Annotated in this window: 25 protein-coding genes; 23 read left to right on the top strand and 2 right to left on the bottom strand. The window is 68.9% G+C overall.

Features of this window, described 5'->3' with window-relative positions; translation table 11 throughout:
- The 19 genes from AC4JJG_RS01070 to groL all read left to right on the top strand — a co-directional run bounded on the left by AC4JJG_RS01070 (position 1) and on the right by groL (position 18,302).
- Positions 1–1,299, top strand: coding sequence for a type VII secretion-associated protein (locus AC4JJG_RS01070; RefSeq protein ID WP_495399361.1), 1,299 nt, complete (start codon positions 1–3; stop codon positions 1,297–1,299).
- A 169-nt stretch (positions 1,300–1,468) separates the two neighbouring features.
- Complete coding sequence (gene rplM, locus AC4JJG_RS01065) at positions 1,469–1,912, top strand: 50S ribosomal protein L13 (protein WP_495399362.1); 444 nt, start codon at positions 1,469–1,471, stop codon at positions 1,910–1,912.
- The gene (gene rpsI, locus AC4JJG_RS01060; RefSeq protein ID WP_495399363.1) at positions 1,909–2,496 is read left to right on the top strand and encodes a 30S ribosomal protein S9; all 588 of its coding nucleotides are present in this window, start codon (positions 1,909–1,911) and stop codon (positions 2,494–2,496) included. The genes rplM and rpsI overlap by 4 nt, the downstream gene beginning before the upstream one ends.
- Before the next feature lie 2 nt (positions 2,497–2,498).
- Positions 2,499–3,857 (top strand): phosphoglucosamine mutase, encoded by a 1,359-nt coding sequence (glmM, locus tag AC4JJG_RS01055; RefSeq protein ID WP_495399364.1) that lies wholly within the window; start codon positions 2,499–2,501, stop codon positions 3,855–3,857.
- Positions 3,854–4,561 (top strand): HAD family hydrolase, encoded by a 708-nt coding sequence (locus tag AC4JJG_RS01050; protein WP_495399365.1) that lies wholly within the window; start codon positions 3,854–3,856, stop codon positions 4,559–4,561. The genes glmM and AC4JJG_RS01050 overlap by 4 nt, the downstream gene beginning before the upstream one ends.
- A 269-nt stretch (positions 4,562–4,830) precedes the next feature.
- Positions 4,831–5,148 (top strand): hypothetical protein, encoded by a 318-nt coding sequence (locus AC4JJG_RS01045; RefSeq protein ID WP_495399366.1) that lies wholly within the window; start codon positions 4,831–4,833, stop codon positions 5,146–5,148.
- 10 nt (positions 5,149–5,158) lie between these two features.
- Entirely contained in the window at positions 5,159–6,133 is a 975-nt protein-coding gene (locus tag AC4JJG_RS01040; RefSeq protein WP_495399367.1) for a hypothetical protein, read from the top strand.
- Between the two features lie 12 nt (positions 6,134–6,145).
- Entirely contained in the window at positions 6,146–6,520 is a 375-nt protein-coding gene (locus tag AC4JJG_RS01035) for a hypothetical protein (RefSeq protein WP_495399368.1), read from the top strand.
- A gap of 121 nt (positions 6,521–6,641) precedes the next feature.
- Positions 6,642–7,529: a dienelactone hydrolase family protein gene (locus tag AC4JJG_RS01030; RefSeq protein ID WP_495399640.1), complete on the top strand. Its 888-nt coding sequence runs from the start codon at positions 6,642–6,644 to the stop codon at positions 7,527–7,529.
- 34 nt (positions 7,530–7,563) lie between these two features.
- Complete coding sequence (glmS, locus tag AC4JJG_RS01025; RefSeq protein ID WP_495399369.1) at positions 7,564–9,426, top strand: glutamine--fructose-6-phosphate transaminase (isomerizing); 1,863 nt, start codon at positions 7,564–7,566, stop codon at positions 9,424–9,426.
- An 11-nt stretch (positions 9,427–9,437) separates the two neighbouring features.
- A complete protein-coding gene (locus tag AC4JJG_RS01020) occupies positions 9,438–10,874 on the top strand; it encodes an NAD(P)H-hydrate dehydratase (protein WP_495399370.1) in 1,437 nt (478 codons plus the stop codon).
- Positions 10,875–11,091: 217 nt separating this feature from the next.
- Positions 11,092–12,228, top strand: coding sequence for an alanine racemase (alr, locus tag AC4JJG_RS01015; RefSeq protein ID WP_495399371.1), 1,137 nt, complete (start codon positions 11,092–11,094; stop codon positions 12,226–12,228).
- 19 nt (positions 12,229–12,247) lie between these two features.
- Positions 12,248–13,348, top strand: a complete 1,101-nt coding sequence (locus AC4JJG_RS01010) for an alpha/beta fold hydrolase (protein WP_495399641.1) — start codon at positions 12,248–12,250, stop codon at positions 13,346–13,348.
- Complete coding sequence (gene tsaE / locus AC4JJG_RS01005; protein WP_495399372.1) at positions 13,345–13,809, top strand: tRNA (adenosine(37)-N6)-threonylcarbamoyltransferase complex ATPase subunit type 1 TsaE; 465 nt, start codon at positions 13,345–13,347, stop codon at positions 13,807–13,809. Before AC4JJG_RS01010 ends, tsaE begins: the two co-directional genes overlap by 4 nt.
- Entirely contained in the window at positions 13,791–14,516 is a 726-nt protein-coding gene (gene tsaB, locus AC4JJG_RS01000) for a tRNA (adenosine(37)-N6)-threonylcarbamoyltransferase complex dimerization subunit type 1 TsaB (protein WP_495399373.1), read from the top strand. The genes tsaE and tsaB overlap by 19 nt, the downstream gene beginning before the upstream one ends.
- Positions 14,513–15,001: a ribosomal protein S18-alanine N-acetyltransferase gene (gene rimI / locus AC4JJG_RS00995; protein ID WP_495399374.1), complete on the top strand. Its 489-nt coding sequence runs from the start codon at positions 14,513–14,515 to the stop codon at positions 14,999–15,001. The genes tsaB and rimI overlap by 4 nt, the downstream gene beginning before the upstream one ends.
- Entirely contained in the window at positions 14,998–16,050 is a 1,053-nt protein-coding gene (gene tsaD / locus AC4JJG_RS00990) for a tRNA (adenosine(37)-N6)-threonylcarbamoyltransferase complex transferase subunit TsaD (RefSeq protein ID WP_495399375.1), read from the top strand. The genes rimI and tsaD overlap by 4 nt, the downstream gene beginning before the upstream one ends.
- A 209-nt stretch (positions 16,051–16,259) precedes the next feature.
- Positions 16,260–16,559, top strand: coding sequence for a co-chaperone GroES (gene groES, locus AC4JJG_RS00985; protein ID WP_495399376.1), 300 nt, complete (start codon positions 16,260–16,262; stop codon positions 16,557–16,559).
- Between the two features lie 129 nt (positions 16,560–16,688).
- Positions 16,689–18,302 (top strand): chaperonin GroEL, encoded by a 1,614-nt coding sequence (groL, locus tag AC4JJG_RS00980; protein ID WP_495399377.1) that lies wholly within the window; start codon positions 16,689–16,691, stop codon positions 18,300–18,302.
- Between the two features lie 73 nt (positions 18,303–18,375).
- Here the strand turns inward: groL and AC4JJG_RS00975 are convergent, their stop codons facing one another.
- The gene (locus AC4JJG_RS00975) at positions 18,376–18,672 is read right to left on the bottom strand and encodes a WhiB family transcriptional regulator (RefSeq protein WP_495399378.1); all 297 of its coding nucleotides are present in this window, start codon (positions 18,670–18,672) and stop codon (positions 18,376–18,378) included.
- A gap of 437 nt (positions 18,673–19,109) precedes the next feature.
- Here AC4JJG_RS00975 and AC4JJG_RS00970 point away from each other — a divergent pair, with 437 nt between their 5' ends.
- The 3 genes from AC4JJG_RS00970 to AC4JJG_RS00960 all read left to right on the top strand — a co-directional run bounded on the left by AC4JJG_RS00970 (position 19,110) and on the right by AC4JJG_RS00960 (position 21,521).
- Positions 19,110–19,901, top strand: coding sequence for a hypothetical protein (locus tag AC4JJG_RS00970; protein ID WP_495399379.1), 792 nt, complete (start codon positions 19,110–19,112; stop codon positions 19,899–19,901).
- Between the two features lie 128 nt (positions 19,902–20,029).
- A complete protein-coding gene (shbA, locus tag AC4JJG_RS00965; RefSeq protein ID WP_495399381.1) occupies positions 20,030–20,623 on the top strand; it encodes an RNA polymerase sigma factor ShbA in 594 nt (197 codons plus the stop codon).
- On the top strand, positions 20,601–21,521 hold the full coding sequence (locus AC4JJG_RS00960; protein ID WP_495399382.1) for an anti-sigma-D factor RsdA: 921 nt from the start codon (positions 20,601–20,603) through the stop codon (positions 21,519–21,521). The genes shbA and AC4JJG_RS00960 overlap by 23 nt, the downstream gene beginning before the upstream one ends.
- Before the next feature lie 78 nt (positions 21,522–21,599).
- Here the strand turns inward: AC4JJG_RS00960 and AC4JJG_RS00955 are convergent, their stop codons facing one another.
- Positions 21,600–21,989 (bottom strand): DUF5319 domain-containing protein, encoded by a 390-nt coding sequence (locus AC4JJG_RS00955; RefSeq protein ID WP_495399383.1) that lies wholly within the window; start codon positions 21,987–21,989, stop codon positions 21,600–21,602.
- Positions 21,990–22,130: 141 nt separating this feature from the next.
- Between AC4JJG_RS00955 and guaB the strand changes: the two genes are divergently transcribed.
- Entirely contained in the window at positions 22,131–23,642 is a 1,512-nt protein-coding gene (guaB, locus tag AC4JJG_RS00950; RefSeq protein WP_495399384.1) for an IMP dehydrogenase, read from the top strand.
- Positions 23,643–23,659: the final 17 nt, after the last annotated feature.

The following is a 23,659-nucleotide window of genomic DNA, read 5'->3' as shown; positions in this document are numbered from 1 at the left end:
GTGGTGAGGACGCGCCCGCGCCCGACTGTGATCGACCTCGCCTACGGGCAGGTCGAGATCACCGGCCGGCGCACCGCCGATGTCACCGCACTGCTCGACGCCGTCGACGCCCCGACCACCACGGTCGACGGTGTCCGGCGATACAGCCACCAGGCCTGGCAGGGCGTCTGGCACCGGCTCGGTCTGCCCGACCGCGGCGACGACGGCCCGGTGCCCTTGATCATCGGGCACCCGAGCACCTGGGGCAGACCCCGGTCGTCGGTGCTGGCCCGCTCGGTCGCCGACTTCGGCGATCTGGTGACCCTGGTGCCGCGGGCCGTTCTCGTCGCTCGGAGTCACGCGGACTCCACCGTCGCCAGATGCGTGGTCGTCGAGACCACGCACCGGCCCGTGCCGCCGACGGATCCGGCCCGCTCGGACCCCATGCCGTGGACCATCAGCCGGATGCGCCGGTCGTCGAACGACTGGGAGATCGAGTCCTCCGACACCCTGGCGCCGGACGCGCCCGATGCGGGCGACCGTATCGAGCGCATCATCGACGACTCCGTGGAAGCGGTGTTCGTCGACGGCGCGACCGCCGACGGGGTGGAACGGGCCACCGAACTCGTCGCCGAACACACGCTCGCCGGACGGGTCGTCGCGGTCGATCGCGACCTGGTGCGGCGCTTCGGTGGATGGACCGACACCGGAGATGCCGCGGCTCTGACCCCGCCGCCAACCGGGGATGCCGTGCCGGGCGCGGGCGCCTCCGGTCCACGGCGCTGGGTCTGGGCGGCCGCGACGCTCGCCGTGATCGTCGGGGTGGTGGCCGCCGTCGTCGGCATCGTGCAGCATGAGCGCGACGAGCCGTCGGCGCCGGCCGATCAGACGGTGCAGCTGGGACGCGCCGAGGTCACCGTGCCCGCCGGCTGGCGGCGCAGCGAACTCGCGAACGAGCAGCCGGACGACCGGATCACCCGCACGGTCTTCGCCGATCCGGCGGACGGCAGGCGCATCCTGGTGGTGCAGAGCGAACTGCGGGACGGGTCCACGCTGGAATCGGTGGCGACCAGCCTGCAGAACAAGATCCGGCAGCGCGGCGACGACGTGGTCACGGAGTTCTCACCGTCCACCCAATTCATGGGCCGCACCGTGATCAGCTACCGCGAGGCGCCCGCGTCCGGGGGAGCGATCCGCTGGTATGTGCTGGTCGACCGCGGCCTCCAGGTGTCGGTGGGCTGTCAGGCCGGTGCCGCGGGGGAGTCCGTCGACACCCCGTGCTCGCGTGCCGTCGAGTCCGTGCGCATCGGTCCGCGCTGATCGTTTTGACCCTGACCTGCGACACCCCGTACTCTGGATCGCTGGTGCACGGCACCTGTCGCTCATGCGTGCGTGACGGGTAGGCGAGGCCCGGGTCCCCACTGGTCGCCGGAACATCCTCTGCCGTCGTACCTGACCAGCACCCATCGACAAGAGTTGAGGACCAACTGTGTCTACCTACACCCCGAAGGCCGGTGACATCACGCGTACGTGGCATGTCATCGACGCCAGCGACGTGGTGCTCGGCCGGCTGGCCGTGCAGAGCGCGAACCTGCTTCGCGGCAAGCACAAGCCGACCTACGCCCCGCACATGGATGGCGGCGACTTCGTCATCATCATCAACGCCGAAAAGGTTGCTCTGACGAGCAACAAGGCTGACCGCAAGCTGAACTACCGGCACTCCGGGCATCCGGGTGGACTCAAGGTCCAGACCACTGCCGAGCTGCTTGAATCGCACCCCGACCGGGTCGTCGAGAAGGCCATCAAGGGCATGCTGCCGCACACCAAGCTGGGTCGCGCCATGGCGTCCAAGCTGAAGGTCTACGCAGGCCCCAATCACCCCCACGAGGCCCAGCGCCCCGTGCCCTTCGAGATCAAGCAGGTGGCACAGTGAGCAACGAGAACATCAACGATCCGGCCGTCGAGGAGACCGTCGAGGTCGCTGCCGAGGTGCAGGCCGACGCCGGTGACGACACCGCTGCCGCCGAGACCGCTGTCGAGAACGCCGTGGACGCCGTCGAGCAGGCCTCCGACGACTACGACACCGAGACCGTCGAGGTCGCCGTGGAAGATCGTGGACCGGTCGTCATCGACCGCCCGATCCAGACCGTCGGCCGCCGCAAGGAAGCCGTCGTCCGCGTGCGCCTCGTCCCGGGTACCGGCGGATTCACCCTGAACGGCCGCAGCCTCGAGGAGTACTTCCCCAACAAGGTGCACCAGCAGCTCATCAAGGCTCCGCTGGTCACCGTCGAGCGCACCGAGTCGTTCGACGTGTTCGCCAAGCTCGTCGGCGGCGGCCCCTCGGGCCAGGCCGGTGCGCTGCGTCTGGCCATTGCCCGCGCCCTCATCGAGGTCACACCGGAGGATCGTCCCGCCCTGAAGAAGGCCGGCTTCCTCACCCGTGACCCGCGTGCGGTGGAGCGCAAGAAGTACGGCCTCAAGAAGGCACGCAAGGCGTCGCAGTACTCCAAGCGCTGATCTTGGCACGCCTTTTCGGAACCGACGGCGTCCGGGGCCTGGCCAACGCGGAGCTCACACCCGAGCTCGCGTTGCGCCTGGCCTCGGCCGCCGCGGTCGTTCTGGGACAGACGTCGGGGGACGATACGACCGCGGGGCAGCGTCCCCGTGCGGTCGTCGGCCGCGATCCGCGCGCCTCGGGGGAGATGCTGGAGGCGGCCGTCTGCGCAGGCCTCGCCGCGGCGGGTGTCGACGCGATCCGGGTCGGCGTGGTGCCGACCCCGGCGGTGGCCTTCCTCACCGCCGACTACGGTGTGGACTTCGGCGTGATGATCTCCGCCTCGCACAATCCCATGCCCGACAACGGGATCAAGTTCTTCGCCGCCGGCGGACACAAACTCGACGACGACGTCGAAGACCACATCGAGGCCGTCATGAACGACGACTCGGCGGCCGTCCGACCGACCGGCGCGGCCGTCGGCCGGGTGACCGATGCCCCGGACGCCGACGACCGGTACGTCGCCCATCTGGAGCAGGCCATCGACCATCGGCTCGACGGGCTGACGGTGGTGGTCGATTGCGCCAATGGTGCTGCGGCACAGGTCGGTCCGCAGGCCTACCGGGACGCGGGCGCGACCGTCATCGCGATCCACGCCGATCCCGACGGTCTCAACATCAACGACAACTGCGGTTCGACACATATGGATTCGTTGCGGGCGGCCGTACTGGAACACGGTGCGGACCTCGGTCTGGCGCACGACGGTGACGCCGACCGCTGCCTGGCCGTCGACTCCACCGGGGCCCTCGTCGACGGAGACGCCATCATGGCCGTCCTCGCGGTCTCGCTGCGGGAGCGGAATCGGTTGCGCGACAACGTTCTCGTGGCCACCGTGATGAGCAACCTCGGCCTGCACCTCGCCATGCGCGCCGCCGGTATCGACCTGCGCACCACGGGTGTCGGCGATCGCTACGTGCTGGCCGAACTGCGTCGCGGCGACTACTCGCTGGGTGGTGAACAGTCCGGCCACATCGTCGTGCCGGGTTCGGGAACCACCGGCGACGGTGTGCTGACCGGCCTGATGCTGATGGAGCGGATGGCCGCCACCGGCCGGCGTCTCGCGGATCTCGCGGCCATCATGACCCCGCTGCCGCAGGAACTGATCAACGTGCGCGTCGGCGACAAACATGCGGTGGCGCAATCGCAGACGGTCAAACAATCGGTCGTCGACGCCGAGATCGAACTCGGCGACACCGGCCGGGTGCTGCTCCGTCCGTCGGGCACCGAACAACTGGTGCGCGTGATGGTCGAGGCGGGCACCCCGGACGCGGCCCGCGACGTGGCGCGCCGCATCGCCGACGTGGTGCTGGCCGCCGGCTCATGAGTACCCCGCAGGCGGTGCTGTTCGACTTCTCCGGCACGCTGTTCCGCTTCGAGGCGGCCGACGACTGGTTCGATGGCATGCACGACGAGCACGGCGAACCGCTGCATCTCGATCAGCAGGCCGAGCTGATCCGGCGGATGACGCAGCCCGTCGGACTTCCCGCGAACATCGTCGACGACGACCGGATCGCCTGGGAGCGCAGGGATCTCGACCCCGAACAGCATCGGCGCGCCTATCTCGCCATGCTGCGGGCATCCGGATTGTCGGTGCCCGGGCACGCCGAAGCACTCTACGAGCGGGTCATCGACCCGCATTCGTGGCGGATCTTCCCGGATACCGCGACGGCACTGCGCGGGCTCGCGGGCACGGACATCCCGGTCGGCGTGGTCAGCAACATCGCCTTCGACCTGCGTGCGGTGCTCGCGCTGCACGGCCTCGACGATCTGGTCGGCGCCTACGCGCTGTCCTACGAGGTGGGTGCGATCAAGCCGAATCCGCGGATCTTCCACGCCGCGCTCGACGAGCTCGGGGTGGCGCCGTACGACGCGCTGATGATCGGTGACAGCGAGGAGGCCGACGGCGGTGCGCGCCGGATCGGCTGCGCCGTCGAGATCGTCGAGGACAAGCCCGTGGAGGAACGCCCGCACGCACTCGTCGACGCGCTCGCCGCGCACGGTATCGAGGTGCAGGGGCACAACGACTAGTCGTCTCAGCCGTCGTCCACGCGGCGGGAGGCTCTGCTCGAGGAGACCCGAACGTAACCCGAACTCGCTGGAACCGGATCGCGATCGGGTGCGTCTAAACTTCAACCACGACCGGAATCGGCACGTTCGCCCCGAGATGCGGTGTATAGCGACCAAGTGACAACGCGAGCACGTCACGGCAGGTCACCGCGATCAGGCCGACGGCTGAGGACGGTCCGGAGGAAGGAACGTCGGTGCCGTCGAGTGTTGCGGAGCGAGCAGTGGACAGGATGACCGAATCAGGGGTGACCGTCGACGTCGGCCAGGTGGGCGAGGTCATCGACTTCTATGCGCGGGCAGCCACGATCGTCGGCGACTCCGCGAACGATATCCGGCACCATGATCTCGGCAGCTGGGCGATGGGCGACGAGTACCGGGAACTCGGCGCCCGGTATCGGGCGATGGGTGAGGCCATCGCCGCGCGTCTCGGTGAGCATGCCGTGGCAGCGGATCGGTTGTCGGTTGCCCTGCAGACGGGGTTGTCGGCGTTGGTCTCCGCCGAGGAGACGAATGCCGGCCACTTCACCAACGTGATGCGCGGACGGTAGGGGCGAAGCAATGAACCGAACCGCCGAAACGCTCCCTGAACTGCGTGATCAGGCTGTCCTCGGCATCGAGGACCTGATCGGTGTACTGGGCCTCGGTGAACGCCTGGGTGGGCCCCCCGCGAATCCGAGGGAGATCCGTGCGCCCTTCCAGAAGGTCGGCGAGTTCGACGCCGACGCGCTGGCCGACGACAGCCACCGGCTGCAGACCGCGCACCGGGCGGTCGCCGAACATCTGCACCGCATGCCCGAACAGCAGATGAAGCTCGGCGAGAGCTGGACCGGCTACTCCGGCGAGCGGGCCTGCGCCGCGGTCGTCGATCATCAGGCACGCGCCGAATCGGACCTGTACGTGCTCGGCAACCTGGCGGACGCCACGACGGCGGCGTCCGCGGGCGTCGAAGAATTGCTACGGACCTGGTATCTCACGGTCAGCCGCCTGTCAGCCCCCCTCATCGGAGGCGTCCCGCTGCCCGCGGTACCCGCGGCGATCGCCGAGGGCAGGCTGCCACTCGCGATCGTGCTGGGCGACATCGAGTCGCGGTCGGCGCTCTACCGGAAGACGGCTGCGGCCACGGTCGAGGGCATCGACGAGATTCTCGACAATCTGAACCGCGCCACCGACGGCATGGACATCGAGCCGTACCCGAAGGAGGTTTCCGCCCCGGTGCCGACGGCGGAACACGTCACGCACCCCCGCACCGATGTGCCGACCTCGGCCTCCGTCTCCGCTTCGACCGGGGCCGTCGAAGGTCTCACCGCACCCGATGGCACGTCCGGTGCCGGACCCGCACCCGATGACGGCAGCCACGACGTGCCGTTGCGACTCTCACCCGAGGATGCCCCCGCTCCGGCGCACACCGAGCAGGTGTCGCACGGTACCAGCGGGAGGGGCGACGCGCCGCAGCCCGGAACCCCGGGGCGTCAGGACACTCCGCCCGCTGGTCGGGGGCCCGAGGGGGATCTCGCACTTGCCGGCGACCAGTGACATCATCAGCTCGTGAACCTCGCCGATCAGATCGAATCGATCGCGCGGCGGGCCACCGCGGAGGTGGCCGCCGCGTCGCAGCGGTTCACGCACGCACAGCGCCAGCTGGCGCATGAACTCGCCGAACACGAGGCGGAACGTCGCGAACGTGATGGTGACGACGACGGCATGACCACCACCGGCGACCTCGACGGGCGACTCGACCCCGCCGCGGGAGCGTGGACGGAATCCCCGGACGGATGGGCACGCGCCGAACTGCAACGGATTGCCGACGATGCGGACGTCGGTACACCGCGGATCATGCTCCCGGCAGACCTCGCCGACGCCAATCCGCACTCGGCGGCCACCGACGACCTGCCGTCGACCCGTGGCGATGACGACGAATAGGCCGACCGCGAATAAGGTGTCCGGTGTGCCGGTAACGAAAACGCGATCGACAGCCGAATCGAAAGCCTCGCGCGACAAGGGCCACCGGAAGAAGAAACCGAGCCGCCCGTCCAAGCAGTTGATGACGGAACTGGCGCGCCGCGGCCCGAATCGGGTGCTGCGCGGCGATCTCGGCATCGTCGGCATGTCGGGTCAGGTCTTCACGCCGAGCAGTGGCACACAGTTGCCCGCGCTCGCGGTGGGGCACGCCTGGCTGGCCGACAGTCATCGCTACCGTGACCTGCTCTATCACCTCGCCTCATGGGGCTTCGTGACCGCGGCCCCGGATGCGAACAGCGGAGTGCTGGCCTCGGACGTCGGGCATGCCGCGGACCTGCGCAGCGCACTCGCGATCATCTCGCACGTGCCACTCGGATTCGACGGCAACGGATCGAGTGCGGTCACCGTCGATTCCGGGCGCCTCGGCCTGATCGGCCACGGCTTCGGTGCATCCGCGGCGGTGCTCGCGGCCTCGGACACGCAGCTGTACGGCCAGCCGCCGGTCGCCGTGTCCGGTGTCGCGGCCCTGTTCCCGTCGCCGACGACCCCGGCGCTCCTGCCCGCGGCCGCCACGGTGACGGCGCCGGGCCTGATCATCGCCGGTGCGGGGGAACTCGACGGAGTCGACGCCAACGCACTTCCGCTCGCGCAGGCCTACGGCGGCGATGTGGTTTTGCGCACTGTGCCGAAGGGCAACGCCCGCGACCTGCTCGAGCGGCGCACCATCAAGTCTCTCATCGGATTCAACGGTTCCGATCGCGCGCTGCACAGCGTCGTGCGGGCCGTCGCGACCGGATTCCTGCTGTACACGGTCGCGGGGGACGACGAGTACGCGGCGTTCGCCGATCCCCGGGTGGCACTGGGCAAGCTCGGTGTGATCGACCTGGACGACCCGCCGGTCACCGCGGTCGACCCGATTTCGGCGTTGTTCGGTGCCAAACCGTCCAAGCGTCGCGCCCTCCGCGGCTGAGGCCACGCGCCGATCACCGGTACCCTGACTATCTATGTGCGGAATCGTCGGATACGTGGGGCAGCGCGATGCTCTCGGCATCGTTGTGGAGGCGCTTCGCCGGATGGAATATCGGGGATACGATTCGGCCGGAGTGGCAATTCTGGACGGTCAGGGACATACCGCCGTCGAGAAGAAGGCCGGCCGGCTGGAGAACCTCGACAAACAGATCGCGACGGTCGGTGCGGAGTCGCTGTCCGGTACCACCGGCATGGGACACACGCGCTGGGCGACCCACGGGCAGCCCACCGACCGGAACGCGCATCCCCATCTGAGCAGTGACGGCAAGATCGCCGTGGTGCACAACGGCATCATCGAGAACTACGCGCCGCTGCGGGCCGAGCTCGAGGAGTCGGGTATCGAGTTCCTGTCCGACACCGACACCGAGACGGCCGTTCACCTGATCGAGCGCGAATACACCTCCGGTCCCACCGCGGGCGATTTCGTGGCCAGCGCCTACGCCGCCCTGCGTCGGCTCGAGGGTGCGTTCACCCTGGTGTTCACCCACTCCGATCATCCGGGCACCATCGTCGCCGCGCGACGTTCGACCCCGCTGGTCGTCGGTGTGGGGGACGGCGAGATGTTCGTCAGCTCCGACGTCACCGCCTTCATCGAGCACACCCGTGACGCCGTCGAACTCGGCCAGGACGAGGTCGTGGTGATCACCGCGGACAGCTACACCATCACCGACTTCGACGGAGAGCCCCGCTCGGGCAAACCGTTCCACATCGACTGGGATCTCGCCGCGGCCGAGAAGGGCGGCTACGACTTCTTCATGCTGAAGGAGATCGCCGAGCAGCCCGCCGCACTCGCCGACACCCTGCTCGGCCACCTCGAGGGCGGCCGCATCGTCCTCGACGAGCAGCGACTCACCGACGACGACCTCCGCGACGTCGACAAGGTCTTCGTCGTGGCCTGCGGCACCGCCTACCACGCGGGTCTGCTCGCCAAGTACGCCATCGAGCACTGGACGCGCCTGCCCGTGGAGATCGAACTCGCCAGCGAGTTCCGGTACCGCGACCCGGTTCTCGACCGGTCGACCCTGGTCGTCGCGATCTCGCAGTCCGGCGAGACCGCCGACACGCTGGAGGCCGTGCGTCACGCCAAGGATCAGAAGGCCCGTGTGCTGGCCATCTGCAACACCAACGGCGCGCAGATCCCGCGCGAGTCGGATGCCGTCCTCTACACGCATGCCGGACCGGAGATCGGCGTCGCGTCCACCAAGTGTTTCCTCGCGCAGATCGTCGCGGCCTACCTGGTCGGTCTCGCGCTCGCGCAGGCCCGCGGCACGAAGTACGCCGACGAGGTCGCCGCCGAATTCGGTGCGATGGAACTGATGCCGCAGATCGTCGAGGATCTGCTCGGCACCATGGAACCGGTGCGGGAGCTGGCACGGTCCCTCGCGCATCACGACACGGTGCTGTTCATCGGTCGCCATGTCGGCTACCCGGTGGCTCTCGAGGGTGCGCTCAAGCTCAAGGAACTGGCCTACATGCATGCCGAGGGCTTCGCCGCCGGCGAGCTCAAGCACGGTCCGATCGCGCTCATCGAGGACGATCTGCCGGTCATCATCGTGATGCCGTCCGCCGAGGGACGTGCGGTGCTGCATTCGAAGATGGTCAGCAACATCCGTGAGATCCAGGCGCGCGGTGCCCGGACCATCGTGATCTGCGAAGAGGACGACGACGCTGCGCGGTCGGTCGCCGACCACGTGATCCCGATCCCGAAGGTGCCGACGCTGCTGCAGCCGCTGGTGTCGACGGTGCCGATGCAGGTGTTCGCGGCGACGGTCGCGCAGGCGCGTGGTTACGACATCGACAAGCCGCGCAACCTCGCCAAGTCGGTCACCGTCGAATAGTCCTGCGGGCGATGACGATCCGCTATCTCTCCGCCGACGAGGTCCGTGCCGCCGAGCGTGCCACCGGTGATCTGCTGACCGATGGCACCCTGATGCGGCGTGCCTCGGCGGGCGTCGCCGAGGTCGTCGCCGCCGAATTGCACCGCAGCGGCGGCTGTTACGGACGCACCGTGGGGATCGTCGTGGGCGCGGGGGACAACGGCGGTGACGCACTGTTCGCCGGTGCCCGGTTGCTGCGGCGCGGAGTACGGTGCACCGCGGTGCTGCTGTCGCCGGACAAGGCGCACGCACGCGGACTGTGGGCATTCCTGGCCGCGGGCGGGCGCATCGCCACCGAACTGCCCGATGGCCTCGACGTCGTGATCGACGGGGTCGTCGGCATCGGCGGGCGAGGGCCCTTGCGGGACAACGCGGCCCGGGTCTTCGCCGGCGTCGGGGAGTCCGGGGCGCGGATCGTCGCGGTCGATGTGCCGTCCGGTGTCGATGCCGACACCGGTGAGGTCCACGATCCCGCCGTACGCGCCGACATCACGGTCACCTTCGGCGAGCGGCGTCACGCACATCTGCTCGCGGCACCGCGGTGCGGCGAGATCACGGTCGTCGACATCGGCATCGACGCCGAGGAGACGGATGGGCCGACACTGCGGTCGCTGACCGACACCGAGGTAGGCGCGCTGTGGCCGGTGCCCGGACCCTTCGACGACAAGTACACCCAGGGCGTCGTCGGGATCATCGCGGGTTCGGCGCGGTACCCCGGTGCCGCGGTGCTGTCGGCGGGCGCCGCGGTGGCCGCCACGTCCGGAATGACCCGCTATATCGGGACGGCGGCCGGGCAGGTCGTCGCGCACTGGCCGGAAGTCGTTGCGGCGGAATCGATCGCCGCTGCGGGCCGGGTGCAGGCGTGGGTGATCGGGCCGGGCCTCGGCACCGGCGACGAAGCGCTCACCCTGCTGCGGGAGGTGCTGGCCACCAACCTTCCCGTGCTGGTGGACGCCGACGGCCTGACCGTGCTCGCCGCACACCCCGAACTGGTGACCGGGCGTTCGGCGCCCACCCTGCTCACGCCGCACGCGGGGGAATTCGAACGTCTCGCCGGCGCGCCGGTCGGTGTGGACCGGCTCGGCGCGGTGCGGGACCTGGCCGCGCGCCTGCGGGCCACCGTCCTGCTCAAGGGCCGGATCACCCTGGTCGCCGATCCGGATGGGAACGTCCTCGGCAACGATGCCGGGAACTCGTGGGCGGCGACCGCGGGCGCGGGCGACGTGCTGTCGGGAATAGCCGGGTCGCTGCTGGCCGCGGGGCTCGATCCGCAGCTCGCCGGAGCCGCTGCGGCTCGTGCGCACGGGCTGGCAGCCGATATCGCGGCCGACGGCGCGCCGATCGGGGCCTCGCTCCTGCTGGCGGCGGTCCATCCGGCCATCGCACGTCTGCGCGCCACGATCGTATGAGTGCTTGTTTCGATACGCGCCGGACTCGCTGCGCTCGTGCGTCGTTACTCAACCAGCGAGCGGTGGCTGTTTCGATGCCCGAGCGGGTTCGAGGGAGGCCGGTGCCGGTGTCCGATGGTCGAGTGGGTTCGGGTGGCGGGGTGCCGGTGTCCGCTGATCGAGTAGGCCCCGAGCGCAGCGAGGTGCCGTATCGAGATCATGGGACAATGGAGATCTGATGAGTTCTGATGCCCTGACCGCGACCATCGATCTCGATGCCCTCGCCAACAATGTCGACGTCCTGCGTACCCGCTCCGGCGCCGACCTGCTGGCCGTGGTCAAGGCCGACGCCTACGGACATGGTGCGGTTCCGGTGGCACGGGCTGCACTACGGGCGGGCGCGGCGGAACTGGGCGTGGCCCGGGTCGACGAGGCGCTGTCGTTGCGTGCGGCGGGTATCGACGCGCCGATCACCACCTGGCTGCACGCGTCCGACACCGATTTCGGTGCGGCGGTCGAGGCCGGGGTCGGCGTGGCGGTGTCGTCGCAGCGCCAGCTCGACGCCGTGGTCGCGGCGGCACGCGAGCGATCCACACAGGCCATCGTGACCGCCAAGGTCGACACCGGGCTCAACCGCAGTGGCATCGCCGCCGACGAGTGGGCCGACGTCGCCGACGCTCTCGCCAAGGCGCGGGCCGACGGCGCGATCCGGATGCGGGCCATCATGTGCCACCTCGCGCGCGGCGACGAACCGGACCACCCGCTGAATTCCGAGCAGGCACAACGACTCGACGCCGCCGCCGACGACCTGCGGCGGCTCGGGGCGCCCGCCGAGGTCATGCACATCTCGAATTCCCCTGCCGCACTGACCCGTCCGGACCTCTCCCGTGACCTGGTGCGACCGGGCATCGCGCTGTACGGCCGCACGCCGGTGCCCGAGCGTGGCGATTTCGGTCTGGTCCCGGTGATGACGCTGTCCGCGGACGTGGCCCTGGTCAAGAATCTCGCTGCCGGACAAGGGGTTTCCTACAGCCACACCTGGACGTCGCCGCGCGACACGACGATCGCCGTGGTGACCGCGGGGTACGCCGACGGTGTGCCGCGCCTGCTGTCCGGCCGCATCGACGTCCAGATCGACGGCCGGCGATTCCCCGGAGTGGGACGAATCTGTATGGACCAGTTCGTCATCGACCTCGGACCCGACGGCGCCGGGGTGTCGGTGGGTGACCGTGCCGTCCTGTTCGGCACCGGCCGCGACGGCGGACCGACGGCGAAGGAGTGGGCCGACACGATCGGCACCATCGACTACGAGATCCTCACCGGTATCGGTGCCCGCGCGCGCCGCGTCTACGTGGGAGGCCCGGCCGGTGGATAGGAACGAACGGGTCGGCTGGATGGCCGGGCTCACCGGTGTGGCCGCCGTCGGCGCCATCGCCGCCGGTGGGGTCGCCCGTACCGTCGCCCGGCGGCGACCCGATGGTGGCGTGGATCCGTTTGCGGGCGTGGACTTCACGTCGATGTATCTCGACGAGGCCAGTACCGTCACCACCGACGACGGGGTGGCTCTCGCGGTGCGCACGGTGATGAGCGGACCGCGGGACGACGCCGACGACGATCCCGAGCTCACGGTGATCTTCGTACACGGCTTCAGTCTGCGGATGGCGAGCTGGCACTGGCAGCGATTCGGCCTGGCCGACCGCTGGTCCGAGCGACGTATCCGCATGGTGTTCTTCGACAACCGCGGCCACGGTGCCAGCGGCGAGGCCCCGGCCGACACCTGCACCATCGCGCAGCTCGCCGAGGACCTGCATGCGGTGATCAGGGCGGTGGCCCCGCACGGACCGCTCGTGCTCGTCGGGCATTCGATGGGCGGTATGGCGCTGATGGGATTCGCGCGCCGGTATCCCGAGTACTTCGAACCCGGTGGTCGCGTGACCGGAGCGGCCCTGGTCGCCACCGCGTCGCGTGGCCTCACCGAGGCGGGACTCGGTGAGGGATTGTCGAATCCGGTCCTCGACGCCTTCCGTCTCTCCGTCCGGCACGTCCCCGGACTCGTACAGGCCGGGCGCGGCGTCACCCGGCTGGCACTCGAACCCGTGCTGGTGGCGGCGAGCTTCGGCACCGACTTCCATTCGCCGGCCGCCGGGCGTGCGGTGGAGAAGATGATCCAGAACACGCCCCTGCAGACGATCGTCAATTTCCTGCACGCACTGGAGGATCACGACGAGTCGACGGCTCTGCCGGTGCTCGCCCAGGTGCCCACCGTGGTGGTGTGCGGTGACCAGGACCGACTGACGCCTCTGCCGAAATCCGTTCGCATGTATGGCGAACTGGGCCCCGACTCGCGGCTGGTGGTCGTCGAGGGGGCGGGCCACATGGTGCAGATGGAACGACCCGCCGTGGTCACCGATGCCATCGCCGACCTCGTGCAGCGGGGGCGTTCGGCACAGTTGCCGCCCGGCCGCCGGTGGTGGCGGAAACGGGGACGCGAATGACGGCGACCGCGGGCGCCAGTGGTGCGGGGTCGCGCGTACTGCCGGAGGTCGCCGACACCGAGGCGCTGGGCGCCGAACTGGCGAGCCCGCTGCGGGCCGGGGATCTGGTGATCCTCGACGGCCCGCTGGGAGCCGGGAAGACCGCTCTCGCACGCGGTATCGCCGCCGGACTGGGTGTCGTCGGCCGCGTGTCGTCGCCGACGTTCATCATCGCCCGTGCGCACCGTCCCGGGACTCCGGGACGACCGGGGATGGTTCACGTCGACGCGTACCGCCTCGACGGCCTCGACGATCTCGACGCACTCGACCTCGACACCGATCTCGAGGATTCGGTGGTCGTCGTCGAGTGGGGCGAAGGGGTCGCCGAACGGCTCACCGATCGTCACCTCATGGTGCGGCTGCGGCGCGATCCCGACACGGAAGTCCGTCGTGCGGAATGGGAATGGGTGAGCGAGCAGTGACGCGGATACTGGCCATCGACACCTCCACCGATGCGGTGGTCACCGGCATCGTGGACCTCGGCAGCGGCGCGGATGCGTGGCCGCGGACGCGTGCCGAACGTGTCGTCGCCGACGGGCGGCGGCACGCCGAGATCCTCACGACCCTGATCGGTGAGGTCTTCGCCGAGGCGGGGATCGGCCGCGGCGACGTCGACGCTCTGGTCGTCGGCTGCGGGCCCGGCCCGTTCACCGGGCTGCGCGTCGGAATGGCCACCGGCGCCGCTTTCGGTGATGCTATCGGTGTTCCGGTACATGGCGTCTGCTCCCTGGACGCGCTTGCCGCGCAACATCTCTCGGCACATCCCGACGATCGGTCGATCCTGGTCGTGAGCGACGCCCGGCGTCGCGAGATCTACTGGGCGCATTACCGGGACGGCCACCGGGTGGCGGGGCCGGCCGTCGACGCCCCGGACCGGGTGGTCGAGGAACTGGCCGGTAACGACATCGACGCGGTGCTCGGCTCTCCCACGCACGCAGCCCTTTTCGGACGTCGCGTGGGCGACACGACGGTGCCGTCGGCGGCCGGTCTGGCACGATGCGCGGCAGCCGATCTCGCTGTCACCGCACCGGAACCGCTGGTTCCGCTGTATCTGCGCCGACCCGACGCGAAGGAACCAAAGCCGCGCAGGCGAGCGACCCCGGACGGTGTGGCGGGAGGCGTGCGATGACCGGGGACTCGCTGGTGATCGACGCACTCGGCCATGCCGACATTCCGCGCTGCACCGAGCTGGAACAGGAGATGTTCGCCGAGGATTCGCCGTGGCCCGCATCGGCATTCCGGTCGGAACTGAACGCCCCCTACAACCGGTACTTCGCCGCCCGGGCCGAGCCGGGCGGCCAGCTCGCGGGCTATGCGGGCGTGTCTATCCTCGGCTCCGAGGGGGCCTTCGAGTGCGAGATCCACACCATCGCGGTGGCCCCGTCGCATCGTGGGCTGGGGATCGGGCGCGCCCTGCTGGCCGCGATGCTCGACATCGCCGATACCCGTTGCGCGCCCGTCTATCTCGAGGTGCGTACCGACAATAACCCGGCCATCACCCTCTACGAGCGTGCCGGATTCACCCGGGCCGGGGTGCGGCGCAACTACTATCAGCCGTCGGGTGCGGACGCGTACACGATGATCAGGCCCGCGATGCCGGGAGGCGACCGATGATCGTGATGGGCATCGAGAGTTCGTGCGACGAGACCGGAGTCGGCATCGTGCGCTGGGAGCCGGACGGTGTCGGTGACGGCGGTCGCGGCACGGCGACGCTTCTCGCCGACGAGGTGGCCTCCAGCGTCGACGAACACGCACGCTTCGGCGGCGTGGTCCCGGAGATCGCCTCCCGCGCACATCTCGAGGCGATCGTGCCGACGATGCGGCGGGCACGGGAAGCGGCGGGCATCGACCGTCCCGATGCCATCGCCGTGACCATCGGCCCCGGCCTGGCGGGGGCGCTGCTCGTCGGCGTCGCGGCCGCCAAGGCGTACGCCCTCGCCTGGGATGTTCCGCTGTACGCCATGAATCATCTCGGCGGACACGTGGCCGTCGACACCCTGGAGCACGGGCCGATGCCGGAATGCGTTGCGCTGCTTGTGTCCGGCGGCCACACCCATCTGTTGCACGTCACCGATCTGGCGCAACCGATCCGGGAATTGGGCACCACCGTCGACGACGCGGCGGGGGAGGCCTTCGACAAGGTCGCCCGTCTCCTCGACCTCGGGTATCCCGGTGGTCCCGCTCTCGACCGGCTCGCGGTCGACGGCGACCCGACCGCAATCGGCTTCCCGCGCGGCATGACGGGGCCGCGGGACGCGCGGTACGACTTCTCCTTCAGTGGGCTGAAGACCGCGGTGGCGCGCTACGTCGAACAGTGCGAACGGTCCGGCACCGAGGTGCCCGTCGCCGACGTGGCGGCATCTTTCCAGGAGGCCGTCGCCGATGTCCTGACCATGAAGGCGATCCGGGCCTGCACCGATCTCGGGGTGGACACCCTGGTGCTCGGTGGCGGCGCGACCGCCAACTCCCGGATCCGTTCACTCGCCGAGGAACGGACGGCGGCCGCGGGCATCACCCTCCGGGTGCCCAAGCCCCGGCTGTGTACGGACAACGGCGTGATGATCGCGACGCTGGGTGCCCATGTCATCGGTGGGGGTGCCGAACCGTCGCCGCTGACCGTGGCGACCGACCCGGGGATGTCCGTCCAGGTGTCGCAGCTCTGAGAAGACGGTCGCGGCCGGCCGTCGGTATTCGCCGGTGGCGGAACGCCGTTCGTATATGTGTCCTTGAGTGCTGGCACTCTCATGTATAGAGTGCTAGTTGGCACTGTGCGAAGCCTCGGCACCCGCGACGACGGGGGTTCATCGCAGCGCCATGAACGTGCAGTTCGTACACCGAAACTCACACAGTACGAAAGTTGAGGAACCACATCGTGGCGAGCGTGAATATCAAGCCGCTTGAGGACAAGATCCTTGTGCAGGTCGTCGAGGCCGAGACCACCACGGCCTCCGGCCTGGTCATCCCGGACACGGCCAAGGAGAAGCCTCAGGAAGGCACCGTCATCGCCGTGGGCGAGGGCCGGGTCAACGAGCAGGGCAACCGCATCCCGGTCGACGTCAAAGAGGGCGACACCGTCATCTACAGCAAGTACGGCGGCACCGAGATCAACTACGGCGGTCAGGAATACCTGATCCTGTCGGCACGCGACGTGCTGGCCGTCGTCGGCAAGTAGCACACGCATTTCACGCGTGTCATCGCCCCGGTGCCCCTCGTCGGGGCACCGGGGCCTTGCTTTTTTCACGAGGCATGACCGGACCGCGTGGTGTCGAGACCATCAGTTCTCCGGGAGTGAAAGGGATTCATGTCCAAGCAGATCGAATTCGATGAGGTGGCGCGCAAAGCTCTGGAGCGCGGCATCAACAAGCTGGCCGACACCGTCAAGGTGACCCTCGGCCCCCGTGGCCGGCACGTGGTGCTGGCCAAGTCCTTCGGCGGCCCGAACGTCACCAACGACGGCGTCACCATCGCGCGCGACATCGACCTCGAGGATCCGTTCGAGAATCTCGGTGCGCAGCTGGTGAAGTCGGTCGCCACCAAGACCAACGATGTCGCGGGCGACGGCACGACCACCGCCACCGTGCTGGCACAGGCGATGGTGACCTCCGGTCTTCGTCTCGTCGCGGCCGGCGCCAACCCGATCGCGCTCGGTGCCGGTATCGGCAAAGCCGCCGACGCCGTCAACGAGGACCTGCTGAAGGCCTCCACCCCGGTCAAGGGGGAGAAGGCGATCGCCCAGGTGGCCACCGTGTCGTCGCGTGACGAAGAGGTCGGCACCATGGTCGGCAAGGCGATGGAGACCGTCGGCGTCGATGGCGTGGTCACCGTCGAGGAAGGTTCCGGACTCGAGACCGACCTGCAGATCACCGAGGGTGTCCAGTTCGACAAGGGTTACCTCTCGCCGTACTTCGTGACCGATCCGGATCTGCAGGAAGCGATCCTGGAAGACGCGCTGGTGCTGCTGTATCGCGACAAGATCAGCTCGCTGCCCGACTTCCTCCCGTTCCTGGAGAAGATCGCCGAGACGGGTAAGCCGCTGGTGATCATCGCCGAGGACGTCGAGGGCGAACCGTTGTCGCTCCTGGTCGTCAACGCGATCCGCAAGACCCTGAAGTCCGTCGCGGTCAAGGCGCCGTTCTTCGGTGATCGTCGCAAGGCGTTCCTCGACGACCTCGCGGTCGTCACCGGCGCCACCGTCATCTCGTCCGACATCGGCCTGAGCTTGGCGACCGCCGACATCGATCTCCTCGGCAAGGTGCGCCGCGCAGTCGTCACCAAGGACACCACGACCCTCATCGAGGGCGCGGGCACCAAGGAGGACGTCGACAAGCGTGCCGCACAGTTGCGGTCCGAGATCGAGCAGAGTGATTCCGACTGGGATCGCGAGAAGCTGTCCGAGCGACTCGCGAAACTGTCCGGTGGTGTCGCGGTGATCCGCGTGGGAGCGGCCACCGAGACCGAACTCAAGGAGCGCAAGCACCGCGTCGAGGATGCGGTCGCAGCGGCGAAGGCAGCCGTCGAGGAGGGGATCATCCCCGGCGGCGGCTCGGCCATCGTGCAGGCGGCCGCCGTGCTGGGCAAGCTCGAGAAGGAACTGCCCGAGGACGAGGCGCTCGGTGTCGGCGTGGTGCGTGACGCGCTGCGCGCACCGTTGTTCTGGATCGCCGAGAACGCGGGCCTCGACGGCGCGGTCGTGGTCGAGAAGGTGGCCACCGAGAAGCGCGGGCACGGCTTCAACGCGGCCACGCTGACCTACGGCGACCTGGTCAAGGAGGGGATCGTCGACCCGGTCAAGGTCACCCGGTCCGCGGTGGTGAACGCGGCTTCCGTGGCACGCATGGTGCTCACCACGGAGACCGCGATCGTCGACCGCCCGGCCGACGCGGATGACGGCCACGGGCACGGCCACGCGCACTGACGGCCCCAGAACGATTCGGGGGCATCGATCCGTGCTGGATCGATGCCCCCGAACTGTGTGGTCTGCGTGTGGCTCAGCCGGCGAGGCGGCGGCCGACGCCGCGCTTCATCAGGACGGCGCGCTCGGACTCCGAGAGTCCGCCCCAGATGCCGTAGGGCTCGGCGACGGCCAGCGCGTGCTCCCGGCACTGCGCGATGACCGGGCACTGGTGGCAGAGTTCCTTCGCGCGGCGCTCCCGCTGCAGCCGGGCACGGCCGCGTTCGCCGTCCGGATGGAAGAACATCGAGGACTCGACGCCGCGGCACACGCCGCTCATCTGCCAATCCCAGATGTCCGCATTCGGGCCGGGGAGAAGATTGGGCTGAGGCATGACAGCGACTCCTTGTCTGCGCGGGGCACTCATGAAACTGCGGTGCAAAAGACACATTAGGCAAGTGCGAGAAAAGCAGTCAATAGACGCAATTATGCGATGAGTGACTATGAAAATTCCTCAGTTGTTAACTCTGCGTTATAGAAGGCCCATTTCAGCAGTTCCGCGTCACGATGGCGGTCCTGAGGTGTATACGAACGTAGGAACCGTGCCTGACCTGTCGGTTTGCTTGCGGCAACTGAGGATTCGCGACCCGGCATGGCATTCTTGCGCTGCGCGCGGGTGGCGGCGCGAGTAACCTGCCGGAAATCTTTCGATTATGCGGCGATGACATCGGCGGGCCCGTTTGAGCTCCGAGGTCAGGTTAAATTCAGGCAAACTGAAACGTATTCGGTTTCCGTGCGGGTGTGCGAATGGGTGAGAAAATAGGGGCTGATATGGGGAAACATGCCGCCGGGTACGCACGCTGGGCGCTGGCGGTCGAGCGGGGAGGTGTAGGTCACACCGCGGCCGCGTGGTCGCTTCTGGAGGGTGCGGCGGATGCGGCGAGGGCGGCGGGTGATAGTGCGCTTCTGTCGCTGACGCGTTCCACCACTGCGTCGCTGTGGCGGCAGGCGGGCAGGCATGCCGTCGCCCATCGGTGGGACGGTCGTGCGCTGGCCGCTGCGGGGCGGCTCGGAACGGACTCGACGACCGACGAACGGTCGGCGACACTCGACGCGCTCGTCGGCCTGGCCGCCGACAACCTGGGGCTTCTGCGGCTGGGCGCGTCGGCACGCCTGCTCGACCGCGCTCGCACGGAACTCGCGGCTGCGACCGGTACGCGTGACGACGAGAACGAGGACTGGGAAGGTGGTCGTCGCCCGCGACTCCGTGTCGCCTGGGTCTCCGCGGAGTTGGCGATGTACTCCGGCGACCCGCGGTCCGGACTCGTCCATGCCGCCGAGGGGGAGCGGCTCGCCGATATCGCGGGCACCCCGGAACGTCATCGGGTCAAGACCCGGCTCATCGCAGCGGCGGCCGCGGCCACCGCGGGCGAGCCGGACCGCGCCCGGTCGCTCGCCGCCGAGGTCACCGACCGGGCGCGGGATGCGGATCTGCTGCCACTGGAGTGGGCGAGTTGGGCGTTGCGGGCGGGACTCGACCCGGACGACACGCGCATCGCGAACGAGCTCGCACGTACCCGCGAGGTGCTCACGGGGCGCGGGGTACCGTTCGTTCGGGGATGATCACGGGGCGGCCAGGCCACACCGGACCGACAACCGGTCCGCGTGCACCCATCGCTTAAAGTAGCGAGGTAATCGGCGGGTGTTCGGGGCCACACACATGCGATGTAACACGGAGATCTCAACTCACGATGAAGCTGGCAGGTGACGAGTTAGACGACGCTGTCCGCGCCGCACGGCGCGGGGACCGTGATGCTCTCTCGTCGGTTCTCGAAAGTGTCCAGGAGCCCATCCTGCGGTACTGCCGGGGACGCATCGGAGTCGGAGAACGTCATTTGTTCTCCGCGGACGACATCGCGCAGGAGGTGTTGATGGCAGTGATGACCGCCGTGCCCCGGTACGAAGAACAGGGCCGGCCTTTCATGGCGTTCGTCTATGGCATCGCCTCCCACAAGGTCGCCGACGCCATGCGCGTTGCCGGCCGGGTGAAATCCGATCCGGTGGACGACGTCCCCGAGGTCAGAACCGTCACCGGTGGACCCGAACAGGCGGCGCTGGACTCCGATGCGAGTCATCGAATGCGCGAGATGCTCGAGATCCTTCCGGAGAAACAGCGAGAAGTGCTGGTGCTCCGCCTGGTAGTCGGGCTCTCGGCCGAGGAGACCGCCGAGGCGGTCGGCAGCACACCGGGTGCGGTGCGGGTGGCACAGCATCGCGCACTGGCGAAGTTGAAGAACGAGTTGGGAAGGAGGAGTGGATTCGATGAACGACCGGCACGATCCTGAAACGAATCGGTGGGATGTGAACGACCCCATCGACCTGTCCGCGGTGAACCGCGACGACCAGTTCATCGAGGCGCTCTCCCATGACCGTCCCGTTCCCACGCATGACGACGCCGAGTATGAGCTGGCCGAACTGCTGTCCGGCTGGCGGCACGAGGTGGCCACCACGCCGGCGCCCGCAATGCCGACACTCGACGACGTATCCGCGGCCATGGCCGCCACCGAACGAAAGCGCAAGGGGCGCGGCATGATCCGCCACCTGCGTGTGGCATCCGGTGCGGCCGCGATCGTGGTGATCGCAGGCGCCGGGCTGACCGTCCTCGCCGAGGGGTCGTCGCCGGGCGACCCGCTGTGGGGAGTCAAGAAGGTGGTGTTCTCGTCCGCGGCGACCCAGACGCAGGCCTCCATGGACGTCCAGGCCAATCTGGAGAAGGCCGAGGCCGCGGTGGCGGCGGGCAACACCGCCGAGGCGGCGGAACTCATCGCGCGTGCTCAGCTGAGCATGAAGCCGATGGACAAGGGCGACACCCGTGATCGCATGAACGAGTGGATCACGCGGCTGGAGGCCACCACCGACCCGACGACCAAGAAGCGTGCGACGTCGCGGACGCCGGCCGATCCCCGATCGGCGACATCCGACGCGACCACGCTGCCCGATGACGTCCGCCGTGGCGCCACCACCGATCGATCGCAGACGGCCACGCGACCGTCGGACACATCCGCGGAGACGAGTGGACCGGTCGATCAGAAGCCGAGCACGCCGCCGACCACCGAGCAGCCGACCAACGCGTCGACGCCTCCCACAACGCCTCGGCCCACATCCGCGGTCACCACGACGCCGCAGCCGACCGCGTCGCAGTCGCTCGATCGGCGGGGTACGACGACGTCCCCGTCGGCCTGACCGGTACGAGGTCGTCGGTTCTCGATATCGATAGACGGACAGCGGCTCGTTCGCGTGCCGCCTACTGGGCCGACTCGGTCAGCGATCGTCGTCGGCGTGGGCGCGCGCATCCGCGTAGCCTCGGCAGTAATCCCAGGTGACATACGCATCGGGCCGTGGGTCAACGGCCGGCTCATGGGGCCGGACGGTGCCGTCGACGAGCAGCTGCAGCAGGTTCGCGCGCAGCATGTCCCAGTCGTGATAGTGGTCCTCATGGCAGTCGTCGCAGATGACGACGAGCCCACGGACGCCGCGCTGCGCGAGCAGGGCCTCGTAGACGGCGAGGTCGGCGAGGTCTTCTTCGACCGCGATCCGCTCGTTCTCGTCGAGGGGGATACCCGGCTCCATCGAGTCCAGAGCGGACGCCGGATCGGTCGGGTCGTCGGCAAACGGGTCCGGCGGGAGGCCGGGAGGAAGCTGGTCGCGCACACCTAACGGTAACCGATGATCGGTCACAGGTGGTGCAGGTACGGGGTCGACAGGGGGTGTTCCGGGCCCGGTTTGCCCGGGATTCATGCTGGTTGGGGTGCGTGAGCACCGCCACTGTGTGCGGGCCGATACGATGGTCCGATGACGCGCGTACACACCGGCGGAGACGACCCGGGCAAGGTTGCGATGCTCGGCCTCACCTTCGACGACGTTCTGCTGCTGCCCTCGGCGTCGGACGTGATCCCCAGTGAGGCCGACACGTCGTCTCGGGTCACCAAGAAGATATCCCTCAAGGTGCCACTGGTCAGTTCGGCGATGGACACCGTCACCGAGGCGCGGATGGCCATCGCAATGGCCCGCGCCGGCGGGATGGGCGTCCTCCATCGCAATCTGTCCATCGACGCACAGGCCGGTCAGGTGGAGACCGTCAAACGGTCCGAGGCGGGCATGGTCACCGATCCGGTGACCTGTTCGCCCACCGACACCCTCGCCGAGGTGGACGCCATGTGCGCCCGCTACCGCATCTCCGGCCTGCCCGTCGTCGACGCGGCCGGTGCGCTCGTCGGCATCATCACCAACCGGGACATGCGGTTCGAGGTCGACATGTCGCGCCCGGTGTCCGAGGTGATGACCAAGGCTCCGCTGATCACCGCGCAGGAGGGGGTCTCGGCCGAGGCCGCCCTGGGACTGTTGCGTCGCAACAAGATCGAGAAGCTGCCGATCGTCGACGGCAACGGCAAGCTCACCGGACTCATCACGGTGAAGGACTTCGTCAAGACCGAGCAGCATCCGCTGGCCACCAAGGATGCCGACGGCCGCCTGCTCGTCGGTGCGGCGGTCGGCACCGGCGGCGAGCAGTGGGATCGCGCGATGGCGCTGGCCGATGCCGGTGTGGACGTGATCATCGTCGACACCGCACACGCCCACAACCGTCTCGTGCTCGACATGGTCGCCAAGCTCAAGGCCGAGATCGGCGAGAAGGTGCAGATCGTCGGCGGCAACGTCGCCACCCGGGAGGCCGCGCTGGCACTTGTGGAGGCCGGCGCGGATGCCGTCAAGGTCGGTGTCGGACCGGGCTCCATCTGCACCACCCGCGTCGTCGCGGGCGTCGGTGCCCCGCAGATCACGGCGATCCTCGAGGCGGTTGCCGCCTGCAAGCAGCACGACGTTCCGGTGATCGCCGACGGTGGCCTGCAGTACTCCGGCGACATCGCCAAGGCGCTCGCGGCGGGTGCGTCGACCGCCATGCTCGGCTCGCTGCTCGCCGGAACGGCGGAGGCACCGGGCGAGCTGGTCCTGGTGAACGGCAAGCAGTTCAAGAGCTACCGTGGCATGGGGTCGCTGGGCGCCATGCAGGGCCGCGGGCAGGGCAAGTCGTACTCCAAGGACCGCTACTTCCAGGACGACGTCCTCAAGGAGGAGAAGCTCGTTCCCGAGGGCATCGAGGGACGGGTTCCGTTCCGCGGGCCACTCGGCGAGGTCATCCACCAGCTCGTCGGCGGGCTGCGTGCAGCGATGGGCTACACCGGGTCGACGACGATCGACGACCTGCACGATGCGCGGTTCGTCCAGATCACCGCTGCGGGACTCAAGGAGTCGCATCCGCACGACATCACTCTCACGGCCGAGGCCCCCAACTACTATTCACGCTGACGGCCGGACAGGCGGGG

This window comes from Gordonia sp. B8661-1 (assembly GCF_059427765.1).
The sequence above is the reverse complement of the archived record's forward strand: the minus strand, read 5'-3'. Positions and strand labels throughout refer to the sequence as shown.

What these genes read in the sequence shown, in the direction of transcription:
- AC4JJG_RS01050 (WP_495399365.1), top strand. Translation starts at nt 3,854, where the DNA reads ATGAGTACCCCGCAGGCGGTGCTGTTCGACTTCTCCGGCACGCTGTTC.
- AC4JJG_RS01045 (WP_495399366.1), top strand. Translation starts at nt 4,831, where the DNA reads ATGACCGAATCAGGGGTGACCGTCGACGTCGGCCAGGTGGGCGAGGTC.
- AC4JJG_RS01040 (WP_495399367.1), top strand. Translation starts at nt 5,159, where the DNA reads ATGAACCGAACCGCCGAAACGCTCCCTGAACTGCGTGATCAGGCTGTC.
- AC4JJG_RS01030 (WP_495399640.1), top strand. Translation starts at nt 6,642, where the DNA reads ATGACGGAACTGGCGCGCCGCGGCCCGAATCGGGTGCTGCGCGGCGAT.
- glmS (WP_495399369.1), top strand. Translation starts at nt 7,564, where the DNA reads ATGTGCGGAATCGTCGGATACGTGGGGCAGCGCGATGCTCTCGGCATC.
- AC4JJG_RS01020 (WP_495399370.1), top strand. Translation starts at nt 9,438, where the DNA reads ATGACGATCCGCTATCTCTCCGCCGACGAGGTCCGTGCCGCCGAGCGT.
- alr (WP_495399371.1), top strand. Translation starts at nt 11,092, where the DNA reads ATGAGTTCTGATGCCCTGACCGCGACCATCGATCTCGATGCCCTCGCC.
- AC4JJG_RS01010 (WP_495399641.1), top strand. Translation starts at nt 12,248, where the DNA reads ATGGCCGGGCTCACCGGTGTGGCCGCCGTCGGCGCCATCGCCGCCGGT.
- tsaE (WP_495399372.1), top strand. Translation starts at nt 13,345, where the DNA reads ATGACGGCGACCGCGGGCGCCAGTGGTGCGGGGTCGCGCGTACTGCCG.
- tsaB (WP_495399373.1), top strand. Translation starts at nt 13,791, where the DNA reads ATGGGTGAGCGAGCAGTGACGCGGATACTGGCCATCGACACCTCCACC.
- rimI (WP_495399374.1), top strand. Translation starts at nt 14,513, where the DNA reads ATGACCGGGGACTCGCTGGTGATCGACGCACTCGGCCATGCCGACATT.
- tsaD (WP_495399375.1), top strand. Translation starts at nt 14,998, where the DNA reads ATGATCGTGATGGGCATCGAGAGTTCGTGCGACGAGACCGGAGTCGGC.
- groL (WP_495399377.1), top strand. Translation starts at nt 16,689, where the DNA reads ATGTCCAAGCAGATCGAATTCGATGAGGTGGCGCGCAAAGCTCTGGAG.
- AC4JJG_RS00975 (WP_495399378.1), bottom strand. Translation starts at nt 18,672, where the DNA reads ATGCCTCAGCCCAATCTTCTCCCCGGCCCGAATGCGGACATCTGGGAT.
- AC4JJG_RS00970 (WP_495399379.1), top strand. Translation starts at nt 19,110, where the DNA reads ATGGGGAAACATGCCGCCGGGTACGCACGCTGGGCGCTGGCGGTCGAG.
- shbA (WP_495399381.1), top strand. Translation starts at nt 20,030, where the DNA reads ATGAAGCTGGCAGGTGACGAGTTAGACGACGCTGTCCGCGCCGCACGG.
- AC4JJG_RS00960 (WP_495399382.1), top strand. Translation starts at nt 20,601, where the DNA reads ATGAACGACCGGCACGATCCTGAAACGAATCGGTGGGATGTGAACGAC.
- guaB (WP_495399384.1), top strand. Translation starts at nt 22,131, where the DNA reads ATGACGCGCGTACACACCGGCGGAGACGACCCGGGCAAGGTTGCGATG.